Annotated in this window: 12 protein-coding genes; 3 read left to right on the forward strand and 9 right to left on the reverse strand. The window is 60.3% G+C overall.

Going from position 1 to position 12,503, the window contains the following annotated elements; translation table 11 throughout:
- Positions 1 to 78 precede the first annotated feature (78 nt).
- The 5 genes from pyk to gcl form a co-directional block, all read right to left on the reverse strand.
- On the reverse strand, positions 79 to 1,494 hold the full coding sequence (pyk, locus tag TK42_RS21410) for a pyruvate kinase (RefSeq protein WP_032877103.1): 1,416 nt from the start codon (positions 1,492 to 1,494) through the stop codon (positions 79 to 81).
- Complete coding sequence (locus TK42_RS21415) at positions 1,484 to 2,764, reverse strand: glycerate kinase (RefSeq protein WP_078820718.1); 1,281 nt, start codon at positions 2,762 to 2,764, stop codon at positions 1,484 to 1,486. Before TK42_RS21415 ends, pyk begins: the two co-directional genes overlap by 11 nt.
- Positions 2,765 to 2,943: 179 nt before the next feature.
- A complete protein-coding gene (locus TK42_RS21420) occupies positions 2,944 to 3,834 on the reverse strand; it encodes a 2-hydroxy-3-oxopropionate reductase (protein ID WP_103735074.1) in 891 nt (296 codons plus the stop codon).
- 128 nt (positions 3,835 to 3,962) lie between these two features.
- Positions 3,963 to 4,745, reverse strand: a complete 783-nt coding sequence (gene hyi, locus TK42_RS21425) for a hydroxypyruvate isomerase (protein WP_032877100.1) — start codon at positions 4,743 to 4,745, stop codon at positions 3,963 to 3,965.
- Between the two features lie 10 nt (positions 4,746 to 4,755).
- Positions 4,756 to 6,531, reverse strand: coding sequence for a glyoxylate carboligase (gene gcl, locus TK42_RS21430; protein WP_032877099.1), 1,776 nt, complete (start codon positions 6,529 to 6,531; stop codon positions 4,756 to 4,758).
- A gap of 255 nt (positions 6,532 to 6,786) precedes the next feature.
- Here gcl and TK42_RS21435 point away from each other — a divergent pair, with 255 nt between their 5' ends.
- Positions 6,787 to 7,227 carry a heme-binding protein gene (locus TK42_RS21435; protein ID WP_032877098.1) on the forward strand — a complete coding sequence of 147 codons (441 nt, stop codon included), beginning with the start codon at positions 6,787 to 6,789 and terminating at the stop codon, positions 7,225 to 7,227.
- A gap of 131 nt (positions 7,228 to 7,358) precedes the next feature.
- On the opposite strand, the gene TK42_RS21440 is transcribed toward TK42_RS21435, so the two are convergent.
- A complete protein-coding gene (locus TK42_RS21440) occupies positions 7,359 to 7,817 on the reverse strand; it encodes a transposase (RefSeq protein ID WP_103735075.1) in 459 nt (152 codons plus the stop codon).
- Between the two features lie 203 nt (positions 7,818 to 8,020).
- Positions 8,021 to 8,626 (reverse strand): TetR/AcrR family transcriptional regulator, encoded by a 606-nt coding sequence (locus TK42_RS21445; protein WP_103735123.1) that lies wholly within the window; start codon positions 8,624 to 8,626, stop codon positions 8,021 to 8,023.
- A 134-nt stretch (positions 8,627 to 8,760) separates the two neighbouring features.
- On the opposite strand from TK42_RS21445, the gene TK42_RS21450 reads away from it, so the two are divergent.
- Positions 8,761 to 9,675: a DUF808 domain-containing protein gene (locus TK42_RS21450; RefSeq protein WP_103735076.1), complete on the forward strand. Its 915-nt coding sequence runs from the start codon at positions 8,761 to 8,763 to the stop codon at positions 9,673 to 9,675.
- A 55-nt stretch (positions 9,676 to 9,730) separates the two neighbouring features.
- Here the strand turns inward: TK42_RS21450 and TK42_RS21455 are convergent, their stop codons facing one another.
- Together TK42_RS21455 and TK42_RS21460 are read right to left on the reverse strand one after the other, a co-directional pair.
- The gene (locus TK42_RS21455) at positions 9,731 to 10,519 is read right to left on the reverse strand and encodes a VacJ family lipoprotein (protein ID WP_103735077.1); all 789 of its coding nucleotides are present in this window, start codon (positions 10,517 to 10,519) and stop codon (positions 9,731 to 9,733) included.
- Complete coding sequence (locus TK42_RS21460) at positions 10,512 to 11,810, reverse strand: serine/threonine protein kinase (RefSeq protein ID WP_032877094.1); 1,299 nt, start codon at positions 11,808 to 11,810, stop codon at positions 10,512 to 10,514. Before TK42_RS21460 ends, TK42_RS21455 begins: the two co-directional genes overlap by 8 nt.
- 234 nt (positions 11,811 to 12,044) lie before the next feature.
- Between TK42_RS21460 and TK42_RS21465 the strand changes: the two genes are divergently transcribed.
- A complete protein-coding gene (locus TK42_RS21465; protein WP_103735078.1) occupies positions 12,045 to 12,413 on the forward strand; it encodes a hypothetical protein in 369 nt (122 codons plus the stop codon).
- Positions 12,414 to 12,503: the final 90 nt, after the last annotated feature.

Raw genomic sequence — 12,503 nt, forward strand, 5'->3', positions numbered from 1 at the left:
AGCCAGCTCCCACATTTGACGGTGTTCACACATCCAAATGTGGGAGCTGGCTTGCCTGCGATGAGGCCCCTACAGGCGCTAGAGCAATGTCTCGATACGCAGCGAGTTGGTCGACCCCGGCTGCCCGAACGGCACCCCTGCGGTAATCACCAAGGTATCCCCACGCTGCGCCATACCCTGGGCCTGGGCAATTTCCAGCGCGGTGGAACACACCTCGTCGACCTGACGCAAACGATCATTGACCACCGAATGCACGCCCCACGCCACGCTCAAGCGTCGCGCCGTGGACAGGTTCGGCGTGAGGTTGAGGATCGGCGCCACCGGGCGCTCCCTTGCGGCGCGCAAGCTGGAACTGCCCGACTCGCTGTAGTTCACCAGCACCGCCACCGGCAGGATGCTGCTGATGCGCCGGATCGCGCAGCTGATGGCGTCCGACACTGTGGCATCCGCCTTGGGCCGGCTGACGTCCAGTTGCGCCTGGTAATCCGGACCATTTTCCACCTGACGGATGATCTTGCTCATCATCTGTACCGCTTCCAGCGGGTACTCGCCCGACGCGGTTTCGGCCGACAGCATCACCGCGTCCGCGCCTTCGGCCACGGCGTTGGCGACATCGGTGACTTCGGCACGCGTCGGCGCCGGGGAGAAGCGCATGGATTCGAGCATCTGCGTGGCGACCACTACCGGCTTGCCCAGTTGGCGGCAGGTGCTGATGATGTCTTTCTGGATCTGCGGCACGCTTTCGGCCGGCACTTCCACGCCCAGGTCGCCTCTGGCCACCATGATCGCATCGCTCAACTCGGCGATTTCCTGCAGGCGCTGCACGGCTGAGGGCTTCTCGATCTTGGCCATCAGGAAGGCCTTGTCGCCAATCAGCTCGCGGGCCTCGCGGATATCTTCCGGGCGCTGCACAAAGGACAGCGCCACCCAGTCCACGCCCAGCTCCAGGCCAAAGCTCAGGTCGCGGCGGTCCTTGGCGGTGAGCGGGCTGAGTTCCAATAGCGCTTGTGGGACGTTTACGCCTTTACGGTCGGACAGCTCGCCGCCGTTGAGCACGGTGGTGTCGATGGCATCGGCGTGTTTGGTGATCACCCGCAGGCGCAGCTTGCCGTCGTCGAGCAGTAGGTCCATGCCCGGTTCAAGGGCTGCGATGATCTCTGGGTGGGGCAGGTTGATGCGGCGTTGGTCGCCGGGTGTCGGGTCGAGGTCCAGGCGCAGAGCCTGGCCGCGAATCAACTGTACCTTGCCTTCGGCAAAACGTCCGACCCGCAGCTTCGGCCCTTGCAGGTCCATGAGGATGCCCAGCGGGTAATTCAGCTGGCGCTCCACTTGGCGAATCCACTGGTAACGCTGCGCATGGTCGGCGTGCTCACCGTGGCTGAAGTTGAGGCGGAAGATATTCACCCCGGCTTGCACCAGCTCGCGAATGTCATCGATACCGTCGGTGGCCGGGCCCAGGGTGGCGAGGATTTTAACCTTCTTGTCAGGCGTCATGGTTGGCAGTCTCAAGGATCAGGATGGCGCGGAAATCGTTGACGTTGGTGCGGGTCGGCTCGGTGACGATCAAGTCGCCCAGGGCGGCGAAATAGCCGTAGCCATTATTGTTATCCAACTCGTCGCTGGCGCTCAGGCCGAGGGCTTCGGCACGGCGGTAGCTGCAGGGGGTCATGATCGCGCCGGCATTGTCTTCCGAGCCGTCGATACCGTCGGTGTCGCCGGCCAGGGCGTAAACGCCGGGCATGCCCTTAAGGCTATCGGTGAGGCTGAGCAGGAATTCGGCATTGCGTCCGCCACGGCCGTTGCCGCGCACGGTGACGGTAGTTTCGCCGCCCGAAAGGATCACGCACGGCGCTGCCAGGGGCTGGCCGTGCTGCACAATCTGCCGGGCGATGCCGGCATGCACCTTGGCCACCTCCCGCGCTTCACCTTCCAGGTCACCGAGGATCAGTGGGCTGAACCCTGCCCGGCGGACCTTCACGGCCACGGCTTCCAGGGATTGCTGGGGGCGGGCGATCAATTGGAAGTGGCTGCGGGCAAGTATCGGGTCGCCAGGCTTGACGGTTTCCGAGGCGGGGTTTTGCAACCAACTGCGCACCGAGGCGGGAGCGTCGATGCCATAGCGCTTGAGGATTGCCAGGGCTTGTTGCGAAGTGCTCGGGTCACCGACGGTTGGGCCCGAGGCGATCACCGTGGCCTGGTCGCCCGGCACATCGGAAATTGCGTAGGTGTACACGGTAGCCGGCCAAGCGGCCTTGGCCAGTCGCCCGCCCTTGATCGCCGAGAGGTGCTTGCGCACGCAATTCATCTCGCCAATGGTGGCACCGGATTTGAGCAGGGCTTTATTGATGCTTTGCTTGTCGGCCAGGCTGATGCCTTCGGCGGGCAAGGCCAGCAGCGCCGAACCGCCGCCGGACAGCAGGAAAATCACACGGTCTTCTTCGCCCAGGTTGCTGATCAGCGCCAGTACGCGCTGGGCCACAGCCAGGCCGGCAGCATCCGGCACCGGGTGGGCCGCTTCGACCACCTCGATTTTTTTGCACGGCGCACCGTGCCCGTAGCGGGTGACCACCAGGCCCGATACCTCTCCCTGCCAGCAGTCTTCGACGACCAGCGCCATGGCGGCCGCGGCCTTGCCGGCGCCGATCACGATCACTCGGCCACTGCGGTCAACAGGCAGGTAGGGTTCAAGGACTTGCCGGGGGTGGGCGGCGTCGATGGCTGTGGCAAACAGCTCGCGAAGCAGGTGTTGCGGATCGACCGACATAAGCGGGCTCCCGGGGGATTCTTGTTGTTAGGAGTGCAGCCATTTCAGATTTGAAATGCGGTCAAAATGTGGGAGGGAGCTTGCTCCCGATAGCGGTGTATCAGTCGACATAGTGGTTGAATGACCGATTGCTATCGGGAGCAAGCCCCCTCCCACACTGGATTGCATTCCAAGGTGGGTTACTTGTCGCGGATGGAGAAATTGGCCATGTGCTCCAGGCCCTTGATCAGTGCCGAGTGGTCCCAGTTACCGCCGCCAATCGCCGTGCAGGTGCTGAACACTTGCTGGGTGCCGGCGGTGTTCGGCAGGTTGATCCCAAGTTCCTTGGCGCCGGCCAATGCCAGGTTCAGGTCTTTCTGATGCAGGTTGATGCGGAAGCCCGGATCGAAGGTGCCCTTGATCATGCGTTCGCCATGTACTTCCAGAATCTTCGACGACGCAAAGCCACCCATCAACGCTTCACGCACCTTGGCCGGGTCGGCACCGTTTTTCGAGGCAAACAGCAAGGCTTCGGCCACCGCCTGGATGTTCAGCGCGACGATGATCTGGTTGGCGACCTTGGCGGTCTGGCCATCGCCGTTACCGCCCACCAGGGTGATGTTCTTGCCCATGGCCTGGAACAGCGGCAATGCGCGTTCGAACGTCTGCGGTTCACCACCGACCATGATGCTCAAGGTACCGGCCTTGGCGCCGACTTCACCGCCAGACACCGGTGCATCCAGGTACTGCGCGCCGGTTTCGTTGATCTTCGCCGCGAACGCCTTGGTGGCGGTGGGGGAGATCGAGCTCATGTCGATCACTACTTTATTGGGTGACAGACCGGCGGCCACGCCATCGGCGCGCAACAGCACGTCTTCGACCTGTGGGGTGTCGGGCACCATGACGATGATGAATTCCGATTCCTGGGCGACCTGCTGCGGGTTGGCCAAGGCGATGGCGCCGGCAGCAAGCAGCTCGGCGGGCGCTTTGCCGTGGTGCTCGGAGAGAAACAGTTGGTGACCGGCTTTCTGCAAGTTGGCGGCCATGGGTTGGCCCATGATGCCGGTGCCGATAAATCCGATTTTAGCCATGATCAAAATCCTCTTTTAATGTGGGAGCTGGCTTGCCTGCGATGGCATCAACCGGACCTGACTGATACACCGAGGTGTTTGCATCGCAGGCAAGCCAGCTCCCACATTGTTTTATGTTGTGTCAGTTGTCAGATGGCGTTATGGGTCTTGAGCCAACCCAAACCCGCCTCGGTCGTGGTCAACGGCTTGTACTCACAGCCGACCCAACCTGCGTAACCAATGCGGTCCAGATGCTCGAACAGGAAGCGGTAGTTGATCTCACCGGTACCTGGCTCGTTGCGCCCCGGGTTGTCTGCCAGCTGGATATGGTTGATCTCACCCAGGTGCGTTTGCATGGTCCGCGCCAGGTCGCCTTCCATGATTTGCATGTGGTAGATGTCGTATTGCAGGAACAGGTTGGCGCTGCCCACTTGCTCGCGAATCGACAGAGCCTGCGCCGTGTTGTTGAGGTAGAAGCCCGGAATGTCGCGGGTGTTGATCATCTCCATCACCAGCTTGATACCCGCCGCCTGCAGCTTCTCGGCGGCGTACTTGAGGTTGGCGACGAAGGTTTTTTCCACGGTCTCGTCATCGACGCCTTGTGGCCGGATACCTGCCAGGCAGTTGACCTGGGTGTTGCCCAATACCTGGGCATAGGCGATGGCCAGCTTGACCCCGGCGCGGAATTCCTCGACCCGGTCCGGGTGGCAGGCGAGGCCGCGCTCGCCCTTGGCCCAATCACCGGCCGGCAGGTTGAACAGCACCTGGGTCAGGCCGTTGGCATCGAGCTGTGCCTTGATATCGGCAGAGCTGAATTCGTACGGGAACAGGTATTCCACACCTTCGAAGCCGGCATCGGCGGCTGCCTTGAAGCGAGCAAGGAAGTCCTGTTCGGTAAACAGCATGGACAGGTTGGCGGCAAAGCGCGGCATAGGGTTCTCCTTAATCGAGCAGGGAAATGGCAGTCGGCGCATCGTTGCCGACCAGGGCCAGGTCTTCGAATTCGTTGACGGCGTTGATCTCGGTGCCCATGGAAATATTGGTCACTCGCTCCAGAATAATCTCAACGATCACCGGCACTTTGAATTCTTCGATCATTTCCTGAGCCTTGCGCAGGGCCGGTTGGATCTGGCCCGGCTCGAACACACGCAGCGCCTTGCAGCCCAGGCCCTCGGCGACGGCCACATGGTCGACGCCATAACCGTTGAGTTCCGGGGCGTTGAGGTTGTCGAAAGACAGCTGCACGCAGTAGTCCATTTCAAAGCCGCGCTGGGCCTGGCGGATCAGCCCCAGGTAAGAGTTGTTCACCACCACGTGGATGTACGGCAGCTTGAACTGCGCGCCCACCGCCAGTTCTTCGATCATGAACTGGAAGTCGTAGTCGCCTGACAGCGCCACCACCTTGCGGCTCGGGTCGGCCTTGACCACGCCGAGTGCCGCCGGAATGGTCCAGCCCAGCGGGCCCGCCTGGCCGCAGTTGATCCAGTGGCGTGGCTTGTACACATGTAAAAATTGCGCGCCGGCAATCTGCGACAGGCCGATGGTGCTGACGTAGCAGGTGTCTTTGCCGAACACCTGGTTCATCTCTTCGTACACGCGTTGCGGCTTGACCGGCACGTTGTCGAAGTGCGTCTTGCGGTGCAGCGTGGCTTTGCGTTGCTGGCAGTCATGCAACCAGGCGCTGCGATCCTTGAGCTTGCCGGCGGCTTTCCATTCGCGGGCGACTTCAATGAACATCGTCAGCGCGGAACCGGCGTCGGAGACGATACCCAGGTCCGGGGTGAACACGCGGCCAATCTGCGTCGGCTCGATGTCAACGTGAATGAATCTGCGCCCTTCGGTGTACACCTCCACCGAGCCGGTGTGACGGTTGGCCCAGCGGTTGCCGATACCCAGCACCACGTCCGACTTGAGCATCGTCGCGTTGCCATAACGGTGGGACGTCTGCAGGCCGACCATGCCTACCATCAGCGGGTGGTCATCGGGAATGGTGCCCCAGCCCATCAGGGTCGGAATCACCGGGATGCCGGTCAACTCAGCGAACTCCACCAGCAACTCGCTGGCGTCGGCGTTGATCACGCCACCACCGCTCACCAGCAATGGGCGTTCAGCCTGGTCCAGCATCGCCAGGGCTTTCTCGACCTGGATACGGGTGGCCAAGGGCTTGGCCAGGGGCAGTGGCTGGTAGGCGTCGATGTCGAATTCGATCTCGGCCATTTGTACGTCGAACGGCAAGTCGATCAGTACCGGGCCTGGGCGCCCGGAACGCATTTCATAGAAAGCCTTCTGGAACGCGTAGGGCACCTGGCCGGGTTCGAGCACGGTGGTGGCCCACTTGGTCACGGGCTTGACGATGCTGGTGATATCGACGGCCTGGAAGTCTTCCTTGTGCATCCGTGCACGTGGCGCTTGCCCGGTGATGCACAGGATCGGAATCGAGTCGGCCGAGGCGCTGTACAGGCCGGTGACCATGTCAGTGCCCGCCGGGCCCGAAGTGCCGATGCACACGCCGATATTGCCGGCCTTGGTGCGGGTATAGCCCTCGGCCATGTGCGAGGCGCCTTCAACGTGGCGAGCAAGGACGTGATCGATGCCACCCACCTTCTGCAAGGCTGAATACAGCGGGTTGATCGCGGCGCCCGGGATACCGAAGGCGGTATCCACACCTTCACGGCGCATCACCAGGACAGCGGCTTCGATTGCTCTCATTTTGCTCATGGTTTTGGTGCCTCTTGCGTTTTGTAATTGTATACAAGTGGTGTCTGTCCAAAGTGTATTCACGGCGGACGGCGCAGGTCAATGCATTTTATGAAACGGCCTTTGCGTTCGTCGGAACGGCTTTTTTCGACGTATGGAGCCTTTGTTTGAAAATATTGTATACAAAAACAAATGTCATTGTGTTCTATTTATTCGATCGAGCATCTGATCAAACAGAACTCCACCGCTTTCCAATAACAAAAGAAGGACGGCACCATGAGCGCTTTAACCTTGAAACTCGCCACCCAGTTGGCCGGCCATGCTATCGCCGCAGGCCGCACGATTTCTGCAGCGCCGCTGACCATCGCGGTACTCGATAGCGGGGGGCACTTGATTACCTTGCAGCGCGAAGACGGCGCCAGCCTGCTGCGCCCGCAAATCGCCATCGGCAAGGCCTGGGGGGCGATTGCCTTGGGCAAGGGCTCACGTTTACTAGCACTGGATGCGCAGCAGCGGCCGGCGTTTATCGCAGCGTTGAACAGCCTGGGGCAGGGCAGTGTGGTGCCGGCGCCGGGCGGGGTGTTGATACGGGATCAGTCGGGGGTGGTGTTGGGGGCGATTGGAATCACCGGGGATACGTCGGATATTGACGAGCAGTGTGCGATCACGGCGATTGAGGGGGTGGGGTTGATGGCGGATGCGGGGGTGTCGGCTTGAGTCGTTCTGACTGTGAGTAAGCTATCGCAGGCAAGCCAGCTCCCACATTGACGGTGTTCACAGATCTAACTGTGTGAGCCCACTCAGTGTGGGAGTTGGCTTGCCTGCGATGCAGTCGACTCGGTCTACAGTCAAACCCAAATGGCATCCCATAGCGGATAGTCGCCAAATTTCTTTACCAGCCCGGCCCTGAGTGGATTGGCTACGATGTAACGTGCAATCCCCTCAAGGCTTTCCTCTCGACGCACGGCATGATCATGAAAGCCCGGCTGCCAGAGGCGACCTTGGCGGCCCGCCACCGCATTCACCACTCGTGTGCTCTTGGATTTAACTTGGCGCATCAAGTCGGCAAGCGAACCTTTCTCCAGAGAAACAAGCCAATGGAAATGATCAGGCATCACTACCCAGGCCAATGATGTTGCGAGCCCTTTATATTGAGCGATCCTGAATGGGTGTACGACCAGACGGCCAAGTCTGAAGTCGCTGAAGATGGGCTCACGTTCAAGGGTGTTGGTGGTGAGCAGGTAAATGCGGTTGGATTCGTTATAGCGACCGATGCGCAGGCGTTTTGAAGCAGGTAGATCAGGCATTCCTTGGCCTCTCTTCAGATGGTGTTCTGAGAGGCCAGACTGAGGGGCGAAGGCTGATCGGCAGGCTTTTAGCAGGATGTGTCTGGATGGGCGCTATCGCGGGCAAGCCCGCTCCCACAGGGGATTGTGACCACTTTACATTTTGTGTCCGGCGCAAATCCGTGTGGGAGCTGGCTTGCCTGCGATAGCCTCGCCGCGGTCTATCAATCCGGCTCACACCCCTTGAGCACCAACCGAATAATCGTCTGCGCCGCCGCCTCATAATCGGCTTCATCCAACTTGGCCTTGCCGGTAACGGCTGAGATCTGCCAGTCAAAGTCCGCATAGGTCTGGGTCGCCGCCCAGATGCTGAACATCAGGTGATTAGGGTCGATAGCCGCAATCAACCCACGATCCACCCAGTTCTGGATGCAATCGATATTGTGCTTGGCCTGGGCATTGAGCTGTTCAACCTGCTCGGCGCTCAGGTGTGGGGCGCCGTGCATGATTTCGCTGGCGAAGACCTTGGAGGCGAACGGCAGGTCGCGGGAGATGCGGATTTTGGAGAGGATGTAGTTGCTCAATACTTCCTTGGGCTCGCCTTCGGGGTTGAACGGCGTGGAAGCGGCCAGGATCGGCTCGATAATGCTTTCGAGTACCTCGCGATAGAGGTTGTCCTTGGACTTGAAGTAGTAATAGACGTTGGGCTTGGGCAGCCCGGCCTTGGCGGCGATGTCGCTGGTTTTGGTCGCGGCGAAGCCCTTGTCGGCAAACTCCTCGCTCGCCGCCCGCAGGATTTTTTCTTTGTTGCGCTCGCGAATGCTGCTCATAAACCAGACGTTTCCTTGCCATGACAGGCGGTTGCGCATGGTAGCACCGGCCATCAGCAGGCCTCAACAATCTGGCCGCAAGGCCGTGCGCCGGGCTATGCTCGCGTCATCTCTCTCTAACGGAAGTCCGGTTCATGGCAGGAAGCAGCTTATTGGTATTGATCGACGATATCGCGGCGGTACTCGATGACGTCGCGCTGATGACAAAAATGGCCGCCAAGAAGACATCGGGCGTGCTGGGCGATGACCTTGCACTGAACGCCCAGCAGGTCTCCGGCGTGCGCGCCGAGCGGGAAATCCCGGTGGTGTGGGCGGTGGCCAAGGGCTCGTTTATCAACAAGTTGATCCTGGTGCCTACCGCGTTACTGATCAGCGCCTTCGCTCCCTGGGCCGTGACCCCCTTATTGATGCTGGGCGGCGCTTACCTGTGTTTCGAAGGTTTTGAGAAGCTCGCGCACAAATTCCTGCACAGCAAGGCTGAAGACCAGGCCCAACACGCGCAGTTGGTAGAGGCTGTGGCCGACCCGGCAACCGATCTGGTGGCCTTTGAAAAAGACAAGATCAAGGGGGCGATCCGTACAGACTTCATTCTTTCAGCGGAAATCATCGCCATCACCCTTGGCATCGTTGCCGATGCGCAGCTGACTCAACAGGTGATCGTGCTGTCGGGTATCGCCATTGTCATGACCATTGGCGTTTACGGCTTGGTCGCCGGTATCGTCAAACTCGACGACCTGGGGCTGTGGCTGACGCAGAAGCCGGGTCAGGTGGCGCGCAGTATTGGCGGCGCGATTCTGAGTGCGGCCCCCTACATGATGAAGAGCCTGTCAGTGATTGGCACGGCGGCGATGTTCATGGTCGGTGGCGGCATCCTCACCCATGGCGTGCCCGTGGTGCATCACTGGATCGAAACGGTAAGCCATAGCACCGGGGCGCTGGCATGGTTGATGCCGACGTTGCTGAATGCGGTGGCGGGGATTATTGCCGGGGCTGTGGTGCTGGCGGCGGTCAGCATCGTGGGCAAGGGCTGGAAAGCACTCAGGGCATGACGTAGCACGTACAAAAAAGGCCATTCAATCGAATGGCCTTTTTCATGGGGGCGAATTACTCGGCAATCTGCAACTTGCGCGATTCGGTGTAGATATACCGCACCTTCTCATACTCGAACGGCGAGTTCATCTGGCCGTAGCGGAAGCTGGTCTGGTAGCGCTTATCGACGGCGCGCAGGGCCCAGACTTCCGGATGGTTGGAGCTGACTTCGGACACGTTGAGGAAGTTGATCTGCGATTCTGCCGTGTAGTCCACCAGCAAGCCGGTGGTATCACGCAGGTTCGACGGGCCAAAGATCGGCAACACCACATAGGCACCGCCCGGTACGCCGTAGAAGCCCAGGGTCTGGCCGAAGTCTTCACTCTGGCGTGGCAGGCCCATGGCCGTTGCCGGGTCCCACAGGCCGGCGACGCCGATGGTGGTGTTGACCAGCAGGCGCCCGGTGGTTTCCAGGGAGCGATGGCCCTTGAGTTGCAACAGGCTGTTCAACAGATTGGGCACATCGCCCAGGTTGTTGAAGAAGTTGCTCACACCGGTGCGCAGGAAGCTCGGCGTGACGTAGCGGTAGCCATTGACCACCGGCAGGAACACCCATTGGTCGAAGCGGTAGTTGAAGTGGTAAACGCGGCGGTTCCACGACTCCAGCGGGTCGTAGACGTTGAGCGCGGTAAGCGTGGAACGCTCGAATTCACGCTGGTCCAGGCCCGGGTTGAACTTGAGCTTGGTCAGCGGCTCCTTGAAGCCGTCGGCATCGACCTTGATGGGCTCTTGAGCTTTACTGTTGTCGGCATTGGCCACGCCTGCGCACAACATTGCGGCGAGCAGCAGAAGATATTTAGCCACGGAAGAACTCCAGCATGGCGTCGGCGTTGACGCGGTAATTGAGGTTGCCGCAGTGGCCGCCCAGCGGGTAGACGGTCAAGCGATCGCCGAAGGTTTTACGCAGGAAACCCAGATCGCCAGGGCCGAGGATCACGTCATCGGCGTTATGCATTACGGCGATTTTCGGGCTGTCGCGCAGGTAGTCCTTGAGGGCGTACAGGCTGACCTGATCGATCAGTTGCAGCAGGCTGCCGCCGTCGGAGCGGGCGCGCCACATCGGGATCACTTGCTCGGTGAGGTAGCAGTCGAAGTCGCATTGCAGGGCACGCTTGAGGAACGGCGTGAGGCTGGTGCCTTCGGTGATCGGGTATTTAGGCGGAATGATCAGGCCACGGCGGTTGATCAGGTCCGAGGTAAAGGCAATGTCGGCAGCCGAGAAGCGGAACGAGGTGCCGATCAACATGGCCATCTGTTCGTTGCTCAGGTGCTGCTTGGACTGCTGGAAGTCATAGAGCAGCGCATCGTTGAGGTCGATGTAGCCTTTTTGCTGGAAGTAGCGGGTCAGTTTGCTCAACACCAGTTCATAGAAAGTGGTGGTGTTGTTGATGCCCTTGACCTCGGTCTGTACCAGCTTGTCGAGGTTGGTGATCGAGGTGTAGAGGTTGACCGGCGGGTTGAGCAGCAGCACTTTCTTGAAATTGAAGGTGCGGCGCGTCTCATCGAGCTTGCTGACGAACGCCGCATCCAGCGCCCCCAGGCTATAGCCGGTGAGGTAGAAGTCGGTGACCGGCAGCGAGGCGTTCTGCGCGCGCACGGCTTGCATCACGCGGTACATGTCTTCGGCGTCTTCCTGGGTGATACCCGGGGTGGCGAAGCGCGAGGCAGCGCTGATGAAGTCGAAGCTGGTGGGCGATGACAACTGCACCACGTGGTAGCCGGCCTGGTAATACAGCTTCTTCAGGTATTCGTTGATGCTGCTGTCGAACCGCGCACCGGTGCCCGCGATCAGGAAGATCAGCGGCGCGGCGCGGTCCTGCTTGGCGATGCGATAGGTGAGCTTCTTCACTGCCCAGAAGTTATCGGGCAGGCTGAACTCACGCTCGGGGCGCATATTCAGGGTGTAATCGGATTGGTTGATCTCATCATCGGTCGGCAAGGTTGGCCGAAGGTCGGGAGGCGTGGTGGCGATGGTCGCTTCGAACGGGTTGGTCAAAGGGTAGCCATAGCTGGCCTGGTCGATATCGACGGCCAGTGCTGACGCACTCAAAAATAGGCTGCCCAGCAAGGCAGCACAGCGCAAGGAACGGAGCATGACTTAATCCCTAAGAGGAAACGTGCTGAATGAAATTCGCAGGCTATGACCACCGCGTTGCCACCGAAGTGCCAGGCAGCGGCACGAAAAGTCGGAAAAAACGTCGGAATCGGGGTAATAGTAGCCAGACGATACACTTTGCCATGCATTGTTGAACAGATATCTGCGCGAACACCTTGCTAACGGCCGCGGTGGGATTAAGCTGAGCGCCGTTTTTGCCTATCGGAGTGCCCCATGTCCCGCCGCTTGCCGTTGATTTTGCTGCTTGTTGCTCTGCCGTTATGGCTGGCTGCCAGTTATGCCGCACGTTATGGCTTTATGGAGGATGGGCAGTGGGTCGGCCTTTGCGCAGAGGAGGCCAGCCGCTGGGAGTGCCAGGTGCGTGCGAACCTGGGGTTGATGATTCACTTCAAGGTGCTGGGCTGGGCGGCGTTGATCACCTCGGTGTTGGGCTTTTTTGTACCGGGGCGTACGGGATGGGCGTTGGCAGTAGTGGGGTTGGTGTTCGGGTTGCCGGCGCTGGCGTTGTACAACACGACGTTTGCGGTGTTTGCGGTGGTGATTGCGGGATTGCGGTTGGTCAGGAAGCCTGGCGGCGCCTGATGTAGCCTCATCGCAGGCAAGCCAGCTCCCACAGTTGATTGGGTTCACACATTTCTATCTGTGAGCACGGTCAAATGTGGGAGCTGGCTT

Origin of the sequence: Pseudomonas sp. GZJR-8 (assembly GCF_002916705.1) — a bacterium.
In the GTDB taxonomy this organism is placed as follows: Bacteria; Pseudomonadota; Gammaproteobacteria; order Pseudomonadales; family Pseudomonadaceae; genus Aquipseudomonas; species Aquipseudomonas synxantha_A.

Bases quoted from the DNA above. Each gene is read 5' to 3' on its own strand.
- TK42_RS21435 (WP_032877098.1), top strand. From the start codon at position 6,787: ATGAGCGCTTTAACCTTGAAACTCGCCACCCAGTTGGCCGGCCATGCT.
- TK42_RS21465 (WP_103735078.1), top strand. From the start codon at position 12,045: ATGTCCCGCCGCTTGCCGTTGATTTTGCTGCTTGTTGCTCTGCCGTTA.
- hyi (WP_032877100.1), bottom strand. From the start codon at position 4,745: ATGCCGCGCTTTGCCGCCAACCTGTCCATGCTGTTTACCGAACAGGAC.
- TK42_RS21460 (WP_032877094.1), bottom strand. From the start codon at position 11,810: ATGCTCCGTTCCTTGCGCTGTGCTGCCTTGCTGGGCAGCCTATTTTTG.
- TK42_RS21440 (WP_103735075.1), bottom strand. From the start codon at position 7,817: ATGCCTGATCTACCTGCTTCAAAACGCCTGCGCATCGGTCGCTATAAC.
- TK42_RS21415 (WP_078820718.1), bottom strand. From the start codon at position 2,764: ATGTCGGTCGATCCGCAACACCTGCTTCGCGAGCTGTTTGCCACAGCC.
- TK42_RS21420 (WP_103735074.1), bottom strand. From the start codon at position 3,834: ATGGCTAAAATCGGATTTATCGGCACCGGCATCATGGGCCAACCCATG.
- gcl (WP_032877099.1), bottom strand. From the start codon at position 6,531: ATGAGCAAAATGAGAGCAATCGAAGCCGCTGTCCTGGTGATGCGCCGT.
- pyk (WP_032877103.1), bottom strand. From the start codon at position 1,494: ATGACGCCTGACAAGAAGGTTAAAATCCTCGCCACCCTGGGCCCGGCC.
- TK42_RS21450 (WP_103735076.1), top strand. From the start codon at position 8,761: ATGGCAGGAAGCAGCTTATTGGTATTGATCGACGATATCGCGGCGGTA.
- TK42_RS21445 (WP_103735123.1), bottom strand. From the start codon at position 8,626: ATGAGCAGCATTCGCGAGCGCAACAAAGAAAAAATCCTGCGGGCGGCG.